Source organism: Candidatus Vallotiella adelgis, assembly GCF_020541305.1.
Classification (GTDB): domain Bacteria; phylum Pseudomonadota; class Gammaproteobacteria; order Burkholderiales; family Burkholderiaceae; genus Mycetohabitans; species Mycetohabitans adelgis.
The window spans coordinates 170,249-192,949 of the sequence record NZ_CP047396.1 but is presented as its reverse complement, the minus strand read 5'-3'; the positions used below and the strand labels follow the sequence as shown (position 1 = coordinate 192,949).

Below are 22,701 nucleotides of genomic sequence, written 5' to 3'. Positions count from 1 at the left end.
CGCGTATGTTAAACCGGTTTCAGCTTATAGCAAATATCATCGAGCGAGATCCGGTGCGTTATACACCATCTGGTGTGCCAATCGTTAATTTTGTGTTACAGAGTAAATCTGAAGTTATAGAGGCTGGTGTTAGCCGCCGCATCGAGCTAATAATCCCAGCGCTTGCGGCTGGTGATATCAGCAAGAAAGTAGTGAAATTTGGGTTAGGTACCCCGGCCCCGGCGTATTTCGATGGTTTTTTAGCTCGAAAACACCGTAACGGAAAAAATTTAATATTTCACATTACTGCATTACAGGGTATAGAAAAAACTAATCATGGCTCGTCCAACTGGTAAAAAATTTGATAAGCGTCGCCAACAACAGAATCCGCTATTTAAGCGCAAAAAGTTCTGCCGCTTCACGGCGGCTAGCGTCGAGTATATTGACTATAAAGATATCGAGACGCTGAAAGATTTTATTAGCGAAAACGGTAAGATCACGCCAGCGCGTCTAACTGGCACGAAAGCTCATTATCAGCGCCAGCTCGACACAGCAATTAAGAGGGCACGCTTCCTTGCGCTGCTGCCATACACAGACTTGCATAAAGCTTAGGCCGGTATCTATTACAGGGAATTCACATGCAAGTTATTTTATTAGAAAAAATTGTCAACCTCGGTAATCTTGGTGACATTATCGGGGTCAAGAACGGCTATGCACGTAACTTCCTAATTCCACAGCGTAAGGCTCGCCGTGCCACGAAAAATACGATTGCAGAATTCGAAACACGCCGCTCAGAACTTGAGAAGGCGGCAGCTAACAAGTTACTTTTTCTGCAAGCTCAAAGCGAAAAACTGACTAGCCTGACACTGCAGATTACTCAAAAGTCCGGTGTAGATGGCCGTCTGTTCGGCTCCGTTACGAATCAAGATATCGTCGACGCGCTTAAGCTGCAGGGATTTGATATCGAGAAGGCACAAATTCGTTTATCCCACGGTCCTTTGAAGACTATTGGTGAGCATTTAGTGCAAGTGGTACTGCACGCCGATATTGTCAGAGATATTACAGTATTAGTGCTTAGCGAACGTGCCTAAAGTCGCTACCGCACCTTCGCATATCGCGGTGCAAGCAGGATCCGGAAGATAACCGGCTCCTGTTTTTTTTGTGCCATACCATTTGCGTGAATAGCTAAATAACTGAATCAGCGCATATGAACGTTTTGAACCACGATCCGCAACTTGAGTCATTGAAAGTTCCACCACACTCAGTCGAGGCTGAGCAGTCAGTTCTTGGCGGTCTGCTGCTTGATAATGGCGCATGGGACCGGATTGCAGATTTTTTAAGTCACCAAGATTTCTATCGATTTGATCACCAGCTAATCTACGACCATATCGGTAAGCTGATTATGACGTCTCGGCCTGCCGATGTCATTACAGTATTTGAGTCTCTCTCTGCCTTAGGTAAGGCAAGCGATATTGGAGGCCTTACCTATCTAAACGCACTTGCACAAAATACACCAAGCGCGGCAAACATACGACGATATGCCGAAATCGTGCGTGATCGTGCCGTATTACGCAAGCTCGTGACTGTTGCAGACGAGATTGCTGGCGATGCATTCAATCCAAAGGGCAGGGAGGTTCGTCAGCTACTCGATGAGGCAGAAGCCAAGGTTTTCGCGATTGCGGAGCAAGGGCAGCGTGGAATACAAGGATTTCTCGAAATCGGGCCACTGTTAACGCAAGTAGTTGAGCGGATTGATTCACTGTACCACACAGCAAATTCAAGTGATGTAACCGGCACACCAACTGGCTTCATTGACTTAGACCGAATCACTTCCGGTATGCACGGAGGTGAATTAATTATTGTTGCTGGGCGGCCATCAATGGGAAAAACTGCATTTTCTATGAATATCGGTGAATACGTCGCAGTTGAATACGGGTTGCCAGTCGCAGTTTTTTCGATGGAAATGCCCGGTACGCAGCTTGTAATACGAATGCTAGGCTCAATTGGGCGGCTTGATCAGCATCGGATGCGTACTGGTCGGCTAACTGATGAAGATTGGCCTAAGCTTACGCACGCAGTGCAGAAAATGAGTGAAGCGCAGATCTTCATTGATGAGACGGGCGGTCTGAATCCAATGGAATTACGCGCTCGGGCACGTAGACTAGCCCGTCAGTGTGGCAAGCTAGGTTTAATTATTGTCGATTACCTACAACTGATGACCAGTGCATCGCACAACGAAAACCGTGCGACAGAGATCTCTGAAATTTCGCGTTCGCTGAAAAGTCTAGCTAAGGAACTTGACGTGCCGCTTATCGCGCTGTCTCAGCTAAATCGTGGCTTGGAGCAGAGGCCAAATAAACATCCAGTCATGTCTGACCTGCGTGAGTCTGGTGCAATTGAACAAGATGCGGATGTAATCCTTTTTATTTATCGCGATGAAGTCTATAACCCAGACAGTCCTGACAGGGGGACGGCGGAGATTATTATTGGTAAACAGCGGAATGGCCCAATTGGCCTGGTTCGTTTGACATTCCTTGGATCGTACACAAAATTCGATAATTTTTCTGGCGTTGCCATGCCTTACTAAGGTAAATACCTGAGCTTATCTTGAATATCTCTCATTTATATAGCGGCTAGATCGCATTCGTCACCCTTCCCCATTCCTGTGCTGTGCTGCGATAAAATGTATATCGCAGCAGTTGCTGAAATAATATGACGCTTTGTGTCGGCGCCCATTACTTCCGAGGGATCCATGTTTGGACGCTTTATACCAAAAGAAGGCAAGTTTTTTGAAATCTTCAATGCTCATGCACAATGTATTGTCGATACTAGCCTGGAACTCGAGCGCTTAATTGAAGACCTGCCTCATGCGGAAGTGCATAGGCAAAATGTACAAGCTAACGAGAAACGTGCTGATAAGCTAACGCACGAATGCATTGATTTGCTGCATAAAACTTTTATTACTCCGCTAGACCGCGATGAAGTCCATAAACTAATTACAACGATGGATGACATCCTTGACTTGATGGAGAATGTTGCGACTGCAGTGTCACTATATGACGTGCGTTCGGTAACCTCTGAGGCAAATGAACTAACGCATATTTGTCGACTAACGTGCGAACATGTACAAACGGCGGTTGGCCTGCTGCACAATATGAAACGTGCTAGCGCTATCCTAAAAGCTTGCGAGGAGATCGACCGTTACGAATCAGAGGCCGACAGCCTTCTACGTTCGGCAATGTCCAAGCTATTTCGAGAGGAGGACAACGTGAAGACACTGATTAAGTTAAAGGCAATTTTCGAATTACTTGAAGCTGTGACGGATAAGTGTGAAGATGTTGCAAACATTATAGAAGGCATTGTGCTTGAGAACGCATAGACAGGTCAGCTGATGCATCCGATCCAACTTGCTCTATGGCCGGTCGCTCTTTTAGTTGCCATCGCCTTAATATTTGATTTTATGAATGGCTTTCACGACGCGGCAAACTCGATTGCAACCGTGGTGTCAACTGGTGTACTTAAGCCTCACCAGGCTGTAGCGTTTTCTGCTAGTTTTAATATTGTTGCATATTTTATCTTTCATTTAAAAGTAGCGGCTACTGTCGGCAAGGGTACTATTGATATCGGTATTATCGATCACTATGTTATATTCGGTGCCCTAGTAGGAGCGATTAGCTGGAATATTGTGACTTGGTACTACAGTATCCCATCCAGTTCATCGCATGCGCTGATTGGTGGTTTAGTTGGTTCAGCGCTTGCTAAGTCTGGGTGGGGCGCGCTGAACATAGATGGATTAGTAAGGACGATCTCCTTCATTTTCATATCGCCGTTGCTTGGATTTGTGCTGGGATCCCTGTTTATGCTGCTTGTATCCTGGTTCTTCTTTCGCACTCCCCCAAGTCGCATTGATCGGCATTTCCGTCGGCTTCAACTTGTCTCTGCGTCGCTGTATAGTTTAGGGCATGGAGGAAACGACGCCCAAAAAACGATCGGCATTATTTGGGTTCTGCTGATTGCGACCGGCTACTCATCAGTAAACATCAATGCTCCACCAATATGGGTTATTACCGGTTGCTACATGTCAATGGGCCTGGGTACGTTGTTCGGCGGTTGGCGGATTGTGCGTACAATGGGGCAGCGCATCACACGGCTTAAGCCAGTCGGTGGTTTCTGTGCCGAGACTGGTGGAGCAATTACGCTGTTTATAGCATCTTGGCTTGGCATTCCTGTTTCGACGACGCATACGATTACTGGTGCAATCGTTGGTGTTGGAGCTACGCAAAAACTGTCGGCTGTACGCTGGGGTGTTGCCGGCAATATCGTGTGGGCCTGGATTCTAACGATTCCAGCATCCGCTATGCTAGCTGCTTTCAGCTGGTGGCTCGGTCAGCAGCTGCTATAAATACGTGAGTGGTATTAACACTGGAAGCAGCAGCTGACTTGTGTCTTTGATAAAGTTGATACTACTGCCCTGACTTTCAGAGGAATTATTATGGTTTCGCTCAGTGAAGATGCTCTTAGCTATCTTCACTTTAGCCCTGTATTTGTTGGGTGAAAATAGATTTTCTAGCTTACTGGGGATAGTGGGCAAAAGCATCGTTCACTTTGCGGAACAAGTCTGACGATACTCCTTGTAGGGGGAGAGGAGTGGAGCAAAGCTGACTCCGCCCCCTACAGGAGCGCGATTATCAGTTGTAACGATACGATGAGTGGCAGTTGGTATAAGTCCGTTCAGCTCTAAAAGAAAAAGTACTATCCTAGATGGGAAAGGCAGCGGTTAGATCAGTTGTCACAACTTATTACAGACCACTATAACCTGCAACGTTTACATCAAAAAAACAAATGTGTTTTAGAGCATAGAGCCGTTTTACAGTGCCTGCCTAGCGCGGCTAGCACCTAAGCAATATTGTTAACGGAGCAATTGATCGCAAGGTTCTCAGAATAATTTCTTCCGTGAATCAGCGCAGTTGCATCTATGTGGATCGAAAACCGCTCTTATTATTTAGTTAGGCTGAATAATCAATTCACCAGATCGACCCGGCACCTTGCCCCATACGATAGGGTGCAATGGAAGGGAGTCCAGGTGTAGTGTCGAATAGTAGTCAGCCATAGATACTAGTGCATGTCCTTGTGCGCGCCAGCCTGCTAGCAGACGTTCAAGCACAGGAGCGAGCTTCTGCCCTTCTAGTTCCGCGTGTAGTGTAAATACGTGATCAATGCTACTATACCGCGTCAACGACAATAGATAATCAGCGACGTTGTCAACGTTCAATCCGTCTAGCCGAAGTACTTCGTCTAATGTCGGTAGAGTAGTCGGCAGCTGCACGTGAGTAAGCGGAAAACCATTGATAGTCGGCCGGTATGGGCCATAGCCGCGTCCGTCGGATGCATATCGAATACCCCAAGCGTCAAGCTGATGAAATGCATAGTTATTCATCTGCCAGCCCGCCGCTCCATGAGTACATGCAGCGTTGCCGAATATCTCAATAAAGCGTGCTTGGCTTTGCGCCATTTGTGCAATAGTCCATTCGCGCTCCCGCGTTCGAACATTATCCTGCCAATACACGTGATCCCATGTATGGATACCTACCTCGAATCCAGCATTGCGTGTAGCACGCATCTGTTCAGCCGCGCATGCACCGATATCTGGGCCGGGCAGCAAAACGCCATAAGCGAGCGTTTTAAGACCGTAGTGTTTGAGCACTGATGTACGAGACACTTTACGAAGGAAGCCCGGCCGGAATATCCGGCGTAATGCCCAACCCGTATGGTCTTTTCCTAAACTAAACAGGAATGTCGCTCCGGCGTTCCGGAGCATCTTTATGAGATTCGGCACTCCCTCACAGGTCCCGCGCAGCGTATCTACGTCGATCTTTAGTACAATATAAGTCATTATTCTACTAACGTACATCGTTAATCAATTAGCGCGCGGACTTCGGAGACCTGCGATCGATATGCCTCAAAGATATTGCGCAGTGCGTCATCCATTGACGTCGTCGGCGACCAAGCTAGATCTTTCTTTGTATTATTAATCTTCGGAATGCGATTTTGTACGTCTTGATAACCACTGCCGTAATAAGCTATCGATGAAGTTTCTACTAATTTTACCTGTTGTGCGAGCTGCGCATATTCAGTGTACTCTGCTGCCAGCAACAGCATCTTATTAGCCAGCTCATACACCGAAAAATTGTTATGTGGATTGCCGATATTATAGATCTTGCCGGTTGCGATACTGCCGGGATTCTTAATAATTTGCATTAGTGCCGAAATGCCGTCGTCAATATCAGTAAACGTGCGTTTTTGCGCGCCGCCGTCGACTAAGCTGATATTCTCGCCCCGAACGATATGGCCAAGAAACTGCGTAACCACACGCGATGACCCCTCCTTTGGAGTATGGATGTTGTCTAGCCCTGGGCCAATCCAATTGAAAGGGCGAAATAGCGTGAAATTTAGACCTTCCATACCGTAGCCCCAAATTACGCGATCCATTAACTGTTTCGAGCATGCATAGATCCATCGCGGCTTATTAATCGGGCCGTAAATTAACGGCGAGGTTTCTGGGTCGAACTCGCTATCGCTGCACATACCGTACACTTCGGAAGTAGACGGAAAAACCAGGTGTTTTTCATACTTGACCGCTGATCGTACAATCGGCATGTTTGCCTCAAAATCAAGCTCAAACACGCGTAGTGGCTGCTTTACATAGGTAGCTGGCGTGGCAATCGCAACCAACGGCAAAATCACATCACACTTGCGGATGTGATACTCTCCCCATTCTTTATTAATCGTGATATCTCCATCGAAGAAGTGCATGCGAGAATGATGTATTAGATCGCCTAGACGATCTGTCTGTATATCCATTCCGTATACTTCCCAATCGGTGGTCTCTAGGATGCGCTTAGAAAGATGATGCCCGATGAAACCGTTAATTCCGAGAATAAGAACTTTTTTCATGAATTCGATAAGGATTGAGTAAGGCGTAGGAATGCTGCTGCGTCAATTACGCGCTCGCCGTACCCAGGATAGGAAGCATCGCGCCGAACGTGGCGCAGTTCACTGATCGCCAGTGCGCGGCCATCGCCGCATACGCCCAACAGCGCATTATTGAAAACCCGTAATCCTGGCATGAATTTCTCAGTGATGACCACATCATGACGCGCAAGCCGGGCTGCAGCAATGATAAAGCGCTCGTCGCCATCATCAGTAAATGCGCCTGGATAGGGCGGCGCAACTGCACGCACGAGGTTGTAAACCTTCTGTGCGGGTAGGGACCAGTCGATGCGACCATCCTCTGGTCTGCGCCGGCCAAAGTAGCTTCCGGCCGCTAAATCATTTGGTAGCTGTGGCGCCTGGCCGGCTAGTAAGGCTGGAAGAATTCTCCATAGCGTCTGCTCGGCAGCTACTGTTACTTTATTAAATACCTGGACTGCAGTATCATCCGGCAAGATAGGTACTGACGTTTGCGCAATAATCTCTCCAGCATCTGGCTTAGCCGTCATCGTATGCAGAGTGACGCCAGTCTCAGTTTCTCCATTGAGAACAGCCCAGTTGATTGGCACGCGTCCACGATACTTAGGCAGTAGCGATCCGTGTAAGTTAAATGTGCCACGAGGCGCTAGCGCGAGTATGTCAGCTGACAGCATATATCGATAATAAAATGAAAATAAGAAATCTGGTCGTGCCATACGCACAGCCTCAATCAACTCTGGCGAGTTCGGATCAGCTGGTGTAATTACCAGCAATCCGTGGTCTTCCGCAACCGCGGCTACGCTTTCAAACCAGATACGCTCTTTCGGATTATTTTGCTGCGTAACAATGAGTGCAATGTCTACGCTACCCGCGAGTAATACGCGCAAGCAGCGCGCCCCGATATTGTGATATGCGAAGACGACAGCGCGTGCGTTCATCGACTGTGCTCCGCCCTATTGTCACGCTGCTGTAGTAGAGCCCGCACTAAATATCGTGGTCGGGCCCGCACTTTCTGATAAATACGACCGATATATTCGCCGAGCAGCCCGAGCGCGAAAATAATTACGCCAAGCAAAAAGAATGTAATTGCAAATAGCGTAAACACACCCTGAACTTCTGCGCCAATGATGAACCGCCGCACTAGAAGTAGTATGAACAGCGCTGCAGATCCGCTAGCTAGAACCACTCCGACGAACGATAGCCATTGCAATGGCACCACAGAGAAGCCAGTGACTAAATCAAAGTTTAGTCGGATCAAGCTATATAGCGAGTATTTCGATTGGCCAGCGAAACGCTCTTCATGTGATACTTCAATTTCGACCGGGTTCTGCGCGAACGTATAGGCAAGGGCTGGAATAAACGTGTTAATCTCGCCGCATAGGTTAATTATGTCGATGATTCGACGGCTGTACACACGCAGCATACAACCTTGGTCGGCCATCCGGATCCGTGTGATGCGCTCACGTAACTGGTTCATAGCCGCCGAGGCTTTTCGGCGGAACAGACTGTCTCGCCGCTTCAGTCGGAATGTGCCAACATAATCGTGGCCTTCGCGCATTTTTGCTACTAGTTTACCAATTTCCTCGGGTGGATTCTGTAGGTCTGCATCGAGTGTAATGACTATATCGCCACGCGTATGCTCAAACCCGGCGAGGATAGCCATGTGTTGCCCATAGTTGCCGTTCAGCAGTACAACACAGGTAGCATCTGGGCGTGCACGCCACTGCTCAGCTAACATCGCAGCTGAGCGATCACGACTACCGTCATTAATAAAAATTACTTCGTAGGTTAAGCCTAGCGAATCTAGCGCAGGATAGAGCCTCGTAAACAACGCAGTTAAGCCTGCCTCCTCATTGTAGACAGGGATCACGACAGAAATTTCAGGCTTATTCATTTTTGGTGACGGCGAATAATTTCATTCACAGCTTGCACAACACGCCACACGTCAGCCAGTGTCATTTGCGGAAATAGGGGTAGCGTAACGATCGCTTGCCCAATTCGCTCCGCACATGGAAATATTCCTGGGTGGAAGCCTCGTTCTCGGTACAGTTTAAATAGATGGATTGGCGGATAGTGCGCACCCGTTTCGATATGGCGCTCCTTCATCTGTGCCATAAAAGTAGCGCGATTGATTGTAAGCTGCTCTAACGGCAGCACGATCTGGAACATGTGCCAGTTTGAGTTTGTAAAGTCTGCAAGCGGCAACTCGATACCGGCGGCTATAGCTGTACTATCGGCGAAATACGTAAAATAGGCGCGCGCTAGCGCGCGTCGCTTCGCGGTAATTTCGTCTAAATGAGCTAGCGAGCCTAACCCGACACGGGCAGCGACATCGGTTAAATTGTACTTACCACCGAGCACGTCGCACTCCATTCCATCAAATCCGGTACGCGTAATGCCCTGCAGCCGGTATTTTTCAGCAAGTCGCACTTCTGCATCATGATTCATAACTAGCGCACCACCCTCGATCGAGGTAATATTTTTATTCGCATGAAAGCTAAATGATACGAAGTCTCCGCAGGCACCGATTCGTTGGCCTTTCCAGCTTGAGCCAAGCGCCTGCGCGGCGTCTTCAACCACGCGTAACCGATGCGTAAACGCAAGTGCATAGAGCTGCTCCAGATCTATCGGCATACCAGCTAAATGCACCGGAATAATTGCGCGCGTATACGGCGTGATAGCAGGCTCGATCTTATCCAGATCTAGGTTTCTAGTGACCGGGTCAATGTCGACGAATACTGGAGTTGCGCCTACCTTGCAGATGACATTACTGGTCGACACCCATGATAGCGGTGTAGTAATCACTTCATCGCCTGGCCCAATTCCAGCGATACGCAGTGCGATTTCCATCGTGCAAGTACCCGAATTAAACGTTCGCACTAGCCGCCCACAGTACTCAGACAGTGCCGCTTCAAAACGAGCATTTTGTGGGCCAGTCGTAATCCAACCGCTACGTAGCACGTCTACGACGCCAGCAATCGTTTCTTCATCGACATATGGCCGCATAAATGGCAAAGAAATTTCGCCCATGGTTTATCTAATCCGGTTTTCTGAAGAGGCTGATGAGGTTCAACTATGTACTAGCACAACTACGCCGAGCAAAATGATAGCAATGCCGACGAGCTTCTGTGACGAAATGGTTTCGCTGAATAGGTACCAGGCCACTGCTGCATTAATGATATAACCGAGCGACAACATTGGGTAAGCGATTGACACATCCACGCGAGATAGTCCAAGGATCCAGACAATGACGCTCACGGAATAGCATGCTAACCCGCCAATGATTGGCCACTGTGAGACCAGCCGCAAACTAATCGGCACGATGTTGGTCACCGAGAACTCAAAATAGCCAACTGCATTAATACCGGCTTTAAGCAGTAACTGCGCGCTGGCGTTTAGTATCACACTAGAAAGAATGCATGTAAGAGAAATGAGATCCATTATCCGGTCTAGATTACAGTTAGGGTTTAGCTACAATGACACGCCACCTATCGTGAGCAATCATCTTCATGGGCACGCCGGAAACAGCTAGCTGTTCGTATAATGATGGCGGTAACAGCGCCAGTGCTGATTCGGCCCTATACCACCGAGCACGCCACTGTTCAATCGTAGGAATCCACTTAGTCGGCTCAATCGTTGCTCCGAACCACAGCTCATCCGTATGCCGAACCATAATAGTCGTATGTTGAACATAAAACGGCAGGGTATGATCAAGCATATCTACCGAGTAGAATGGCGTATCGGCTGGAAGCTTCGAAAATTCTGCTCGAATTGCCGGTGCGAGTAAGGCACCGCTGCGTTGTTGTCCAAATACCTCATGGCCATTGCCGACGATAGTACTGAGCAAGAACCAGCCGATACTGAATATAACTATACTTTCTGTAGTTTTTTCTAACTGACGTGCGATCCAGTAGGCGAGCAGAGTTAAAAAGAAGCCAACGCCGATAGCAACCTCAACCCAAACGACAAATTCGCGATACAGTGCGTTTGGCGTTTTTGCATCGCCGTGCCTAATTAGAGCAAAGTGCGCTATCAAGGCCGCTATAACCAGGAACGCTGCATAGCTAAGCAGGTGCCGCTTCCATTGCGAATTTGTTACCCCGGACAAGTACAAGCCGATTACCAAAGCTAGTGCTGGCGCCACGGGCAGCGTATACGATACTAACTTTGAATGCGACGCACTGAAGAATAAAAAAATAACTGTAGACCATATCAACAGCAATATGACTGGCGTAAAGCCGTTCTGCTGGCGTGGTATTTGCCAGCCCCGGTAAACGCTTTGTGCGGCAATTGAGACCCAAGGCAGAAAACCTACAAACAGCACGCCTACGAAATAGTAAAATGGCCCAGGCCGATGCTGGGCGGGTGTCAGGTAGCGCTCGAACTGTTGAACAATAAAAAAGTAATGGAAAAACTCCGGGTTGTTTCGTTGTACAAGCACGAACCATGGCAGCACTATCGTGCTAAATACCAGCCCGCCACTAATCAGGTTAAGTCGTTTCCAGGTCGCCCAGTCACGCGTCACTACGTTGTAGCTCACCAGTGTAACGCTAGGCAGAATCAGCCCAACTAGTCCCTTTGATAAAACCGCTAGCGCCATCGACGCCCAGCACAGCCACATCCAGCTACATCGTGTTCGGTCCGGTAAGTGCTCGCGTTGGGCCAGCAGCAGAGAGCACAGCGTCAGCGCCATCCAAAATGCCAAACCAGTGTCCAGGACATTAAGATGGCCCATTATATTCCAGTATGGAGACGCAGCTAGCACTAGTGCTGCCATCAGCCCAGCAGCCGGATTGAACACACGTACACCAGTGTAGCCCACCAATAAGATGCCAGCAAAACCACATAGCGCTGTATAGAGCCGAGGCTGCCAATCACCTAGTCCGAACCACGCGAATGTCATAGCATTGAACCAAGTCTGTAGTGGTGGCTTTTCAAAATACTTGTATCCATTATATCGAGGGGTAATCCAGTCGCCAGTAATAAGCATCTCGCGTGCTATTTCTGCATAACGTCCCTCATCGCTTGGGATCAGATGGCGCCAGTTCAACTGCATAAACCATACAAGCACAAACAACAGCATAAGTGTCAGCAGGGCTACGGGCGAAATCGGCAACATGCGCAACGCCGCGCTGTTAGCGGTGTTGCGCATGACTGTTGAGTGGGTTGTTATTTCCATCGGGGCAAGCGAGTCTTGCATCAGCTATCCGTTTGTCAGGAAAAGTGGTAATCGTATTAAAAGATGTTGTTATAAACAAACTAACGCGTCGGCGCGTCTAGCCTACTACAGGCTATATCTAATGGGTCGACTGTATAGTATTCGTATTCATATTTTTAATCGGAAACACACGCGCGACTGTGCAGCCCTCAAGCATCAGACTGATATAACTGAGACACATAACGCGGAAATCTATTGACTAGATGCCGATATAGGCGAGGTCTTATACCTCAGTTAGCTGCGAATGTGCACCGCGAAGCGGTGCTCTAATTCTAAAAATCACTACATCAACCGCCGGACTAATTGGTGAATTTAACCCATACATCAAAATACGTGTGTGTCAGCACATCACACTCGGGTGCTGGCCAAGACCCGCGCGTCACCTGGGGGCAGAATGCTGCATTCGCAGTGTTGCAGATTGACGTTGACATAGCTAGTGTTGTAAAAACGGGTGACAGTATCGGAACATCGACGAAGTACTCGTGTAACCTTAGTGCAATATTTGATCTGTAGCTGCCGCATACGATATATGAATAACGGTCTTTGCGGACGATAGAAAAATAGCCCAAACTGTCTGGGATCGAGCAAGTTTCGTACAGGATTGCGTGATGCATTGCGGAATTAGGTCAAAATCCGATAAATTATGTCTTTTATTACTATTAGAATTGCCAGTTCGTGCGAACAGCGCCGCTCCCTAGCAGCTGGTTGTAGTAATGCACGCGTTCCAGCGTGCTCGCTGATTATGCTTACTAAATATGTTAGCCGTGACGCCAAAACCGAAATCGAATAAGCTATCAATTATTTGTTACGACATACACGGGTCTATCCTCATGGAAAGCTAAACCCTCCCCTCTCTGAAGAGAGTTTTTAGATCATGAAGTTGAGCATAAGAAATTGTGCTGTATTCAGTTTTATCGCGCCTGATTCAATTATCAACCATATAAACCTATAACCTACTGGAGTTGTCCGACTATTCGGATTTAAGGAGTGTGTTATCGGCGCATAAATTTATCGTGCACCATACCCTAAAAAGATATTACCGGCACCAAGACCGATAACGTTTTTATCGGAAATAGCCCATCCGAGTCCATTGTAATATCAATGCACACCATGAAAAATAACGGCGATAGGGTATTGTTGCTAATATTAGATTATGTGTTGTGGGCATCGGTAGTAAGCTGGTCTGGCAGCATACCAGCTTACTACCGATGCAACGAGTACAACAGTTGGGCTGCCGGATTTCAACGAAATGCGTACCCTGTTGATTACCAACCTGAACCATCTGACTAATCTGTTATGTCAAGAAAATTCTGTTCGGACAATACTGAAGCTGGCAAACCGATGCTAGTTTATTATGGCTTTTCATCCGATCTACTACAAGATCGTCTACGTCGGTGGCATTCATGTGTTACTGGAGGAGCTGGGAATTTTCGTATTGATTTGTTATACGCGAATGTTCTGATCTAGCGTACGATCCAGACTGAGCTGAGCGGGCTACCAGCGCATCAATTACTTGATTCGGGCAGGCAGATAGCAATACAAACAGCGCGAGCTTGCCTATAAGATGCTCAGCACAATTCTGAGCGTGTCAAACATCAGACCAAATGCTGCCTGATATAGGCTTTCAAGATTGAATGCAACCGTCTATAACAGTGCTTGATAATCAGGAACCGATTCTAATCTGTTTTAGAAAGAGCGGGTGCTGCTAGCGTAGGATCTAGGATTTATCTGGCTCGCTACTAGCAATTTCTAGATTGCATACCCACTCAATATCAGTAACCTAAGTGATTTTCTAAGCCGTGTCCGTATGGTTTTTTAGCTATCTCACCGTAAGCACATACGCCGCGCACTTTTTTAACTACTATGACACACGCGGGATGATGGAACCGATCAAAGTAGGATTACTGGGCTTTGGCACGGTCGGCAGCGGCACTTTTGATGTATTATGCCGTAATCAGCAAGAAATTAGCCGCCGGGCCGGCCGTGGAATCGAAATCACGCGCATCGCAGTGCGCAATCGAGCCAAGGCGGAGCAGAGATTAGGCGATGCGCTTAGAACTGTAGAATTGACTGCAGACTTTGCTTCAGTGGTAAACGATCCGTCGTTGGATATTGTCGCCGAAATGATTGGTGGCACTGACATCGCCCGTGAACTTGTCCTGTGCGCGATAAAAAACGGAAAGCATGTAGTAACAGCCAATAAAGCGTTGCTCGCAGTGCATGGAACAGAAATTTTTGAGGCGGCAGACGCTCATGGCGTAATAGTCGCATTTGAGGCTGCTGTAGCTGGGGGCATCCCAATCATCAAGGTATTGCGAGAGGGTCTAACAGCGAACCGCATCCAGTATATCGCTGGCATAATCAACGGTACCACTAATTTCATTCTGTCTGAGATGCGCGAGCGCGGTCTAGATTTCGAGACAGCGCTCGCCAACGCACAGCAACTCGGCTATGCGGAGGCTGATCCAACATTCGATATCGAAGGAATCGACGCTGCACATAAAGCTACAATTATGGCCGCGATTGCATTTGGTATACCGGTGCAGTTCGAGAGCGCTTATATAGAGGGGATTACTCATCTAGATATACTAGATATTTACTACGCAGAAGAGCTTGGCTACCGAATTAAGCTGCTCGGCATTGTGCGTCGAACCAAGAAGGGAATTGAGTTACGTGTACATCCGACGCTAATTCCAGCTCAACGATTAATCGCGAATGTACAAGGCGCGATGAACGCTGTACTGGTCTACGGTGATGCGGTGGGTGCAACCCTGTACTATGGTACAGGTGCGGGTGCTGAGCCGACAGCGTCAGCTGTCGTCGCTGATTTAGTGGATGTTACGCGGCTGAACGCAGTTCATCCGAACAATCGCGTGCCGCACCTGGCATTCCAACCCGATCTGTTGGTGAACACACCAATTATTCCAATTAACGATATTATCAGTAGCTACTACCTGCGACTGCGCGTCGCAGGCCAGATCGGCGTGCTTGCTGACATTACACGCATTCTTGCGACTCTGTGTATCTCGATCGATGTGCTACTACAAAAGAAGTCGGAGGCTGTCGATGCAAACCAGGAAGGTGAGATTGATATTATCGTGATCACACACAAAACTTTAGAAAAAAATATCAATACGGTAATTTCTCATATTGAAGCGTTGTCTACAGTACGCTCGCGCGTAACCAGATTGCGCATGGAAGCGTTGAACTGATCTGCTTAATCGAATCGCTTTGTGCCGTAGCTAAAGCGCCAGGAGTATTTCCGGATGAACTATATTTCTACACGTGGCGCCGGGTTTGGCGCGCACTATTCGTTTTCGAACATCTTGTTAGGTGGTCTTGCGAAGGATGGTGGCCTATATTTGCCCGAGCAGTATCCGCAAGTTTCCGATTCTGAATTATCTCACTGGCGTACGATGTCATATGCGGATTTAGCATTCGAAATCTTCTCGAAATTCTGCGACGACATATCGGTTGATAATTTGCGGGCACTGATACGAAAAACCTATCGTGCAGACGTGTACGCAAACGTGCGCGATGGTAGCAATGCGCAGCGCATAACGCCACTCAAGATGCTGGGCATCGAAGGTGGCGCACCGCTCGCTCTACTCGAGCTATCCAATGGCCCAACGCTTGCCTTCAAAGATATAGCGATGCAGCTTCTTGGCAACTTGTTTGAGTACTCATTGATGCGCTGCGGTCAGCAATTGAATATCCTTGGCGCGACGTCTGGCGATACTGGAAGTGCGGCCGAATACGCGATGCGTGGCAAGCAGGGTGTGCGAGTCTTCATGTTATCGCCGTATCGCAAGATGAGTGTATTCCAGACCGCACAGATGTTCTGTATGCAGGATCCAAACATCTTTAATATCGCTATAGAAGGGGTTTTTGATAATTGCCAAGATATTATTAAGACTATTTCCAATGACCATGCCTTTAAGACTCGCTATCAAATCGGCACCGTTAATTCAATTAACTGGGCTAGAATTGTTGCCCAGATTGTCTACTACTTTCGAGGTTATTTCGATGCGACGCAAGACAATAACCAGCGCGTGTCGTTTGCAGTCCCATCAGGCAACTTCGGAAATGCGTGTGCCGGTCACATCGCGCGAATGATGGGCTTGCCAATTAACAAGCTGGTGGTTGCTACCAACGAGAACAACGTGCTCGATGAGTTCTTCCGAACAGGTAATTATCGTGTACGCTCTGCCGCTGAAACCTACCATACCAGCAGTCCGAGTATGGATATCTCAAAAGCATCAAACTTTGAGCGCTTCGTCTTCGACTTGCTAGGCCGCGACCCAACACGTGTATCACAATTATTCCGTGATATCGAGGATAGAGGGGAGTTCGATTTAGTTGCGTCAGGTGATTTTATCCGCGTGCGCGAGTTTGGTTTCGTGTCTGGTCATAGTACGCACGCGGATCGGATCGCGACGATCCGCGATATCTACCGTCGATACCGAGTGATAGTCGACACACATACAGCAGACGGCATAAAGGTAGCTCGCGAACATCTGGAGCTCAATGTGCCAATAATCGTGCTCGAGACTGCGCAACCGATTAAGTTCGGAGATACAATTCGCGAGGCGTTGGATCGAGATCCTCCACGACCACCGAACTTTGATGACCTAGAGGTGTTGCCACAGCGCTTTACTGTATTACCTGCCGACGTTGAGCGCGTCAAAGACTTTATTCGCTCGCAGAGCGATGTCTAGGCGGTGTCGTACTACGGGGCCGCAGTACTCAGGCACCCCTGTCCAAAAAATTCAGTCTGAATCGGTTTTTCCTAAGCAATTACTGCACCGAGAGGTATATATATACTAGATAAACAACTTGCATTGCAGCGCGCCTTTTAGTGGTACGAAATCATCCGAAGGTACTAATACCGCATTCATATAAAAGACAACATACGGCAAGATAGTCATTTCGCAGATGCTGAGGCTAATAAGCGCGTCTATTAACCGGGATCAACTTAGATATCGGATATCCAAGTTGATAAATGCTTTTTCTGGCCGATTAAGAGTTAAACGACACGCTTGACTATGACTATCAAATCATGCTTTAAAAGCGAAATCTGTAATTTGACAGATTATATTTTCCTGTCGACTAATCATGAGCTACAGGCGGAAACAAGATTTTTAACGGGGCAAGAATAAGCACGTAATTCTTTATATTAGGATGGGTATCAATGGATATGTGTAATGCCATTAGGGCATAGGTAGCTTGAGGCAATTTTAAGATATACCGTTTACGGCCTAGAAACGCACTTTTTTCAAAAAAGTGCGTACAGCAAATGAAGTACAAAGTAATGCGTATACTATTAACGATGCAGAGCTCATACGTTGGAATATCCCATTACACTCCTATGGCAGTGTATTCTAAGATTTACTGCGTACTCTTTACAAGAGTAACCAAGAATGTATTCTTCTATTTGCCCACTGATCGACTGAATTGACTACTACTATTATTAGTATATGGGAATTTTTCAAGCTATTGGGATGGCCTAGAAGGCTGGAGTGTACTCTTCGTTGGTAGCTATCCCCCCCCCACAAGCGATATTAGATACAATTGACGGGTAGACTCCATTTTTGTATTTGCTAAGGAGATTGCTGCTCGCTATGCATTAGCAAGTACTGCATGCACTGCCCCGGGCATGACGTAAATTGGGCATCTACAGCGTCGATGCACCACTAAGTATAAATATAGATAATTAATCGATGTGTATCATTACATTCTATGATCACCTATCTAACATCGCACGATCGAAACGATACCGAGGTAACGCGGAAAACTCGCGATCTAATACACGAGTTTTCTCGTATATACAATGCCGCTTCATCGAGTAAGCAGTCAATATGCGAATCATTCCTGATATACCGCGGATAGTATCGTGATAATGGTGCAATGTCTCAAGTGTAAAGAGTTAGGGGAATGCAATAAATACAACAAATATATGACAGTGTTATTCCGGAGTAAGGCATGACTAATGGCACTTAACCAATTAGAACATGTGATTATGAGCGGATATCTAGGTCGCACCGGCCACCCTAGCCGGTATTAACGTGGAGGGTGAAATGAATTATACGAATGAGGCCGTACTGGAGAGTCTACGACGCGCGCAATACCGGCAGGTGCCATGGCCGCGTCGTCCACGAGTATTTGAGTTTCTTCGAGAGCGGGGGCTAATCAGTACCGCACGACAACCTTCACTGCTTTTACCGGGCTACCATGCACCTGTAGATATTGCAGTACTGAGTACTCAAGGTAAAACGGAGTTAGGTCGACTAGAGCGCCGTGCGCTCTTACCGGAATGGCCCGTCGAGCGTGAGCTTCGCTATACGTGTGACGAGGCCGGATCTTAGGCGTAAAAGAGTAGATAGAAGCGCGTATAGTAGGTCGCTTGCGGGAGCAAGCAAAGGAGGGAAAGCCCATGCCCGCTTAGGCATGGGAAAATGTAATATTTATCTATTGTCAAGCCCTACTTATACATAAGCGTTCATCTAGAAAATTTCCACTAGAAAAATAGTCTAAGCTAGACATAGCGAAACCTAATAAGAGCTCTATACAGTAGATGGCTGGCAACTTGCGTTTATTATTGCTCTTTCTAGTCTATTGAGATATCGTATATCACATCCATCCGGATGATAAGTGCGGAGAAACAATCTGCTGTCAATAAATACATTTTTTGTTCCAGCCTTTCAATAGGCTTATAACTTTAATTAGTATTCTGTTGCTCTGGGTTAGACGGTTGTTGCAGCGTTAGCGGATAGGCCAGCAGTAAAAAAGATCGAGAAACTCTGGACCATCTCTATAGTAAGACTATAGAGATGGCATTAAATATAGTGCATAGGTGCACATATATCCGGCTGCATCTTCGAATGTACCCCCCTTCCTTGTAAATAATACTTATTAACTATCTACTCTATCCTTGCATAAAATTATTACACCTTACTTAACAAAGTAATCTATATACATATAGCTGCGTACCGAGCAACTTAATTACGCTATTAATACTGACTTAGTAACCTTCTTCAAGAGGTGAGGACTTAAGTCCTCGCTTTTATCTCAAGGTCATACCGCATGACAGAAATTTAAAAGCGGGCCTATTAGGCCCGCATACTGGTACCGGCCGAGAATACAGAATACTTCCATAAGAAATTAGGACGATGGACAGTCGTGTTCGTATACTAAACATCAGGATAAATAAATAACTCTCAAGATTCGCTATATTACACGTGTTATGAAGATGGGTTTTCTACGTTGAGAGTGTGACGATATCATGGCATCACGCTCATGATATTTCTAAAGATCCAGATCTTCATCGAAATTCATGATTGCGAGGCTTTTGGTTAGAAGTTCATTAAATAAGCTTGATGAAAACGGTTGTTATCCATCATGATTGGTTGCTATTACTACTGGAGGTAACTAAGCGGAAAGAAAACTAATGAGCGCACTACCAGACTAGTCTCAAGGTCTAGAATATGAGGAGACTTCGCAATATGCATAATATAGTACACGGCATCTTGCGAACATGATTTGATCTTTACGAATTGTATTTTTTTGCGTACAATATCCTAAATTTACTAAATCTCCCTTCCCCCTAATTGGGAGTAGTCTTTAGCAATCCCGACAACGTTAAGGACGTTCTTAAATCAATATGATCAATTAAAATTCTTTAGCTGAGGTGTGCATCATTAAATGCTATTCATATGCGCATTTAATCCAGTTGATTGACCAAACAAGTCTAGTCTAAATAGATGAATATTTAAGAAACGAAATATGTTCTCAAGACTAATTTGATGTGTGTACAACCTACATACGGTTAGTGATGTACATTAAATATGGCCAACGAGATATCGGCTGATATAATCCAGCTCAGCCTCTCAATCCTCCGACGGATTGAGAGGCTGAGCATGTCGAATTGAGGTCAATAGCAACTAATGATAATTCCAGGGCAGTTTGGCCGATCCAAGAACACATAGATCAGCCAAATCTCAAGAAATTGCCAAAGTATTGGAACGTAGTGTGCGATACGATGATAGTTATTACGCATCGTCATCGTCAACTACTACCTCCGTTCAGGATATTCAGTCAACATGTAGGTCATCTAACGCTCGGAAAGCATTAGATAGATCGCGCAGTGCTGGATATTTAATATGATCCTAGCTGTGTACTGTCGTTGTACTCGATGACAAATCGTTCTTAGACATTTTAGGATAGCAGTACTGTAAAAGCAGCCCATGCTGTCTGATGCAGGCCAAAAAATTAGTGATATCTGATGGCAGTACAAACGATTCAATTTCTCAATAGTATTAAGGAATTAACGGCCTCATCAGGCATCTCTGAAAAACTATGATTAACCCGAAGCGTCGTAGGTAACAATCCCTCCCCTCTGGGGTCTTAGCCAAAATCTATCACATGCAAGATTGCATCCTCGATTCTGTCCGAGGATAGTTAGCATAATTATGTAATGCTACCGAAACGCGCGTGATTCTGTCTACGCACGACCAAGTAGATTATCTAACAGCACATAACAATACCAACAGTAGGTTGAAAGGCGCACGCGCACCTGGAGGCAGACACTAAGCTTAGTGTCTGCCTAAAGATTGATAAGTGCACGCCGATTGATCCAATACTGTACGTCGTTTAATGTGACATCTATACCGATCCTGGTGCAAGCCCTATGGCTCGTGCCGGCATTCTGACACTCAGAGGTTGTTTTGAACGAGAACCACGATCCCGATTTTCCCGAGTCCGGTTTTGCCCACGTGGTAGCCGCGGATAATCGCGACGAAGAGCAGCGCACCTTTTCGGTGCTTGTAGCTGCGGAAGAGCGCCCGCGGCGTGGATTACGCCGCGGGCCACGTAGCCTAATTGCTCGGCGTCGAGCTGTGGCTAAATCAAAAGCTGCCAATACCGTCGATTCTGCTGCGATCGCGATGACTAGGCCATCCCCTGATAGTAAGATGGTTACATATGTACGTATACCCCAAAAAAATTCCACTCATAAACGTCAAAGCACGAAAGATACCAAGCTTGGTACCGGTGTAGCGTCCAACAGTAGTTCTCAAAAAAGCAGCAAGCACGACGATGTATTTTCTTACGTTACGTCACCAGCCTTCGATGCCGATAACACTAATTTGACCACCACTCTGTCCAGAAATCGCGTATTATCTGCCGACGACCATGCTCCAAAACTACATAAAGTATTGGCCGAAGCCGGCATGGGATCGCGTCGCGAAATGGAAGAGCTGATCATTGCTGGGCGTGTATCGGTTAATGGCGAGCCGGCACATATCGGACAGCGGATTATGCAAACCGACCAAGTGCGCATTAATGGCAAGTTAGTCAGGCGCAAGATACCAAATAAGTCGCCGCGGGTACTGATTTATCATAAACCAGCCGGCGAAATCGTAAGCTATGCAGATCCGGAAGGTCGTCCGTCGGTTTTCGATAGGCTACCATTGATAAAGACAGCGAAATGGCTAGCCGTCGGGCGACTTGATTTTAATACTGAAGGCTTATTATTGCTGACTACATCTGGTGACCTTGCAAACCGCTTTATGCATCCTCGATACCAGTTTGAACGAGAATATGCAGTACGAGTCATTGGTGAATTAGCAGATCGTATACGGCAAAAACTACTCAGCGGCATTGAGCTAGAAGATGGTTTAGCAAAATTTCTTCGTATTCAGGATGGCGGTGGCGAAGGCATTAATCGTTGGTACCACGTAGCGCTTTCAGAGGGCCGAAATCGAGAAGTGCGTCGTATGTTTGAGGCTGTAGGACTAACCATTAGCCGCCTAATTCGAACGCGACATGGCCCGATTTCGCTGCCACGCAGTCTAAAACGTGGCCGTTGGGAGGAGTTAGAGGATAGCCAAGTATGCACCTTAATGTCCGTTGTTGGGTTAAAAAAATCTACTAAAGATAGGGCGGAATGTAGTAAATCAACCCCGCGTCGCCAGCCCGATCCAATGCAGACAGCGCTTGGCTATATCGGATACGATGCACCGGGTCCACAGAGGCGGTTTAGCCCCGGTACGCATGGCAGTACGAACTGGACTTCATCCACGCCCCCAGTTCCGGGGTATACCGGATTTTCTGCTGCGTACGAGCACGGTCACATGACTAGCAGTAACCTCGATAACCATGATATCAATGGCAATCGAATACCCGAAAAAGGCGCGCGAAATGGTAATATACGTGGTGAGCGCCGTCTACCGGCAGCGCCGCGTCCAGGTATCCCGCGACAGAGAAATGCACCACGGGGCCGGTCGCGTAGCCGTTGAATACACACCCGTCTAGAAGATCGTGCTACGTATTTGACCAGAAAACTAAATGCTGGGTGTGCGCTGCCGGTTCATTATGTGCCGTATAGATTGCGAGTCGCGTTGAAAAACGATACACTTCCTATCTGCGTTGATCATACGTTTTTCTGGGAAGCGTAGCTCGAAGCGCAACTTCTAGTAGAGAGGATGGGCGTTTTATCGCCCATTTTTTTTGCCGTTGCTAAAGTGCGGCGCTATCGC

18 protein-coding genes are annotated in these 22,701 nt (G+C 47.0%); 11 read left to right on the top strand and 7 right to left on the bottom strand.

Going from position 1 to position 22,701, the window contains the following annotated elements; translation table 11 throughout:
* Positions 1–5: 5 nt before the first annotated feature.
* The 6 genes from priB to GJV44_RS00745 all read left to right on the top strand — a co-directional run bounded on the left by priB (position 6) and on the right by GJV44_RS00745 (position 4,381).
* Positions 6–335: a primosomal replication protein N gene (gene priB, locus GJV44_RS00770; RefSeq protein WP_226806624.1), complete on the top strand. Its 330-nt coding sequence runs from the start codon at positions 6–8 to the stop codon at positions 333–335.
* Positions 316–591 carry a 30S ribosomal protein S18 gene (gene rpsR / locus GJV44_RS00765; RefSeq protein WP_226806623.1) on the top strand — a complete coding sequence of 92 codons (276 nt, stop codon included), beginning with the start codon at positions 316–318 and terminating at the stop codon, positions 589–591. Before priB ends, rpsR begins: the two co-directional genes overlap by 20 nt.
* A 26-nt stretch (positions 592–617) precedes the next feature.
* Entirely contained in the window at positions 618–1,070 is a 453-nt protein-coding gene (gene rplI / locus GJV44_RS00760; protein ID WP_226806622.1) for a 50S ribosomal protein L9, read from the top strand.
* 116 nt (positions 1,071–1,186) lie between these two features.
* Positions 1,187–2,566, top strand: coding sequence for a replicative DNA helicase (locus GJV44_RS00755; protein ID WP_226806621.1), 1,380 nt, complete (start codon positions 1,187–1,189; stop codon positions 2,564–2,566).
* A gap of 165 nt (positions 2,567–2,731) precedes the next feature.
* Positions 2,732–3,358, top strand: coding sequence for a DUF47 domain-containing protein (locus GJV44_RS00750; protein WP_226806620.1), 627 nt, complete (start codon positions 2,732–2,734; stop codon positions 3,356–3,358).
* A gap of 12 nt (positions 3,359–3,370) precedes the next feature.
* Positions 3,371–4,381: an inorganic phosphate transporter gene (locus tag GJV44_RS00745; protein WP_226806619.1), complete on the top strand. Its 1,011-nt coding sequence runs from the start codon at positions 3,371–3,373 to the stop codon at positions 4,379–4,381.
* A gap of 600 nt (positions 4,382–4,981) precedes the next feature.
* Here GJV44_RS00745 and GJV44_RS00740 read toward each other — a convergent pair.
* Genes GJV44_RS00740 through GJV44_RS00710 form a run of 7 tightly spaced genes read right to left on the bottom strand, consistent with a single transcriptional unit; the run spans position 4,982 to position 12,100 of the window.
* Positions 4,982–5,872 (bottom strand): polysaccharide deacetylase family protein, encoded by an 891-nt coding sequence (locus GJV44_RS00740; protein WP_226806618.1) that lies wholly within the window; start codon positions 5,870–5,872, stop codon positions 4,982–4,984.
* A gap of 20 nt (positions 5,873–5,892) precedes the next feature.
* Positions 5,893–6,933, bottom strand: coding sequence for a bifunctional UDP-4-keto-pentose/UDP-xylose synthase (locus GJV44_RS00735; protein ID WP_226806617.1), 1,041 nt, complete (start codon positions 6,931–6,933; stop codon positions 5,893–5,895).
* The gene (locus GJV44_RS00730) at positions 6,930–7,886 is read right to left on the bottom strand and encodes a formyltransferase (protein WP_226806616.1); all 957 of its coding nucleotides are present in this window, start codon (positions 7,884–7,886) and stop codon (positions 6,930–6,932) included. The genes GJV44_RS00735 and GJV44_RS00730 overlap by 4 nt, the downstream gene beginning before the upstream one ends.
* Entirely contained in the window at positions 7,883–8,842 is a 960-nt protein-coding gene (locus GJV44_RS00725; RefSeq protein WP_226806615.1) for a glycosyltransferase, read from the bottom strand. Before GJV44_RS00725 ends, GJV44_RS00730 begins: the two co-directional genes overlap by 4 nt.
* Positions 8,839–9,978, bottom strand: a complete 1,140-nt coding sequence (locus tag GJV44_RS00720; protein ID WP_226806614.1) for a DegT/DnrJ/EryC1/StrS family aminotransferase — start codon at positions 9,976–9,978, stop codon at positions 8,839–8,841. Before GJV44_RS00720 ends, GJV44_RS00725 begins: the two co-directional genes overlap by 4 nt.
* Positions 9,979–10,017: 39 nt before the next feature.
* Positions 10,018–10,389: an SMR family transporter gene (locus GJV44_RS00715; protein ID WP_226806613.1), complete on the bottom strand. Its 372-nt coding sequence runs from the start codon at positions 10,387–10,389 to the stop codon at positions 10,018–10,020.
* Between the two features lie 19 nt (positions 10,390–10,408).
* A complete protein-coding gene (locus GJV44_RS00710) occupies positions 10,409–12,100 on the bottom strand; it encodes a glycosyltransferase family 39 protein (RefSeq protein ID WP_226806845.1) in 1,692 nt (563 codons plus the stop codon).
* Positions 12,101–12,472: 372 nt separating this feature from the next.
* Here GJV44_RS00710 and GJV44_RS00705 point away from each other — a divergent pair, with 372 nt between their 5' ends.
* The 5 genes from GJV44_RS00705 (at position 12,473) to rluB (ending at position 22,461) form a co-directional block, all read left to right on the top strand.
* Positions 12,473–12,679 (top strand): hypothetical protein, encoded by a 207-nt coding sequence (locus tag GJV44_RS00705; RefSeq protein ID WP_226806612.1) that lies wholly within the window; start codon positions 12,473–12,475, stop codon positions 12,677–12,679.
* A gap of 1,367 nt (positions 12,680–14,046) precedes the next feature.
* Positions 14,047–15,378 (top strand): homoserine dehydrogenase, encoded by a 1,332-nt coding sequence (locus GJV44_RS00700; RefSeq protein ID WP_226806844.1) that lies wholly within the window; start codon positions 14,047–14,049, stop codon positions 15,376–15,378.
* A gap of 54 nt (positions 15,379–15,432) precedes the next feature.
* The gene (gene thrC / locus GJV44_RS00695; RefSeq protein WP_226806610.1) at positions 15,433–16,884 is read left to right on the top strand and encodes a threonine synthase; all 1,452 of its coding nucleotides are present in this window, start codon (positions 15,433–15,435) and stop codon (positions 16,882–16,884) included.
* A 1,359-nt stretch (positions 16,885–18,243) separates the two neighbouring features.
* The gene (locus GJV44_RS00690) at positions 18,244–18,531 is read left to right on the top strand and encodes a hypothetical protein (RefSeq protein WP_226806608.1); all 288 of its coding nucleotides are present in this window, start codon (positions 18,244–18,246) and stop codon (positions 18,529–18,531) included.
* Between the two features lie 2,358 nt (positions 18,532–20,889).
* Complete coding sequence (gene rluB / locus GJV44_RS00685; RefSeq protein WP_226806606.1) at positions 20,890–22,461, top strand: 23S rRNA pseudouridine(2605) synthase RluB; 1,572 nt, start codon at positions 20,890–20,892, stop codon at positions 22,459–22,461.
* Positions 22,462–22,701 lie beyond the last annotated feature (240 nt).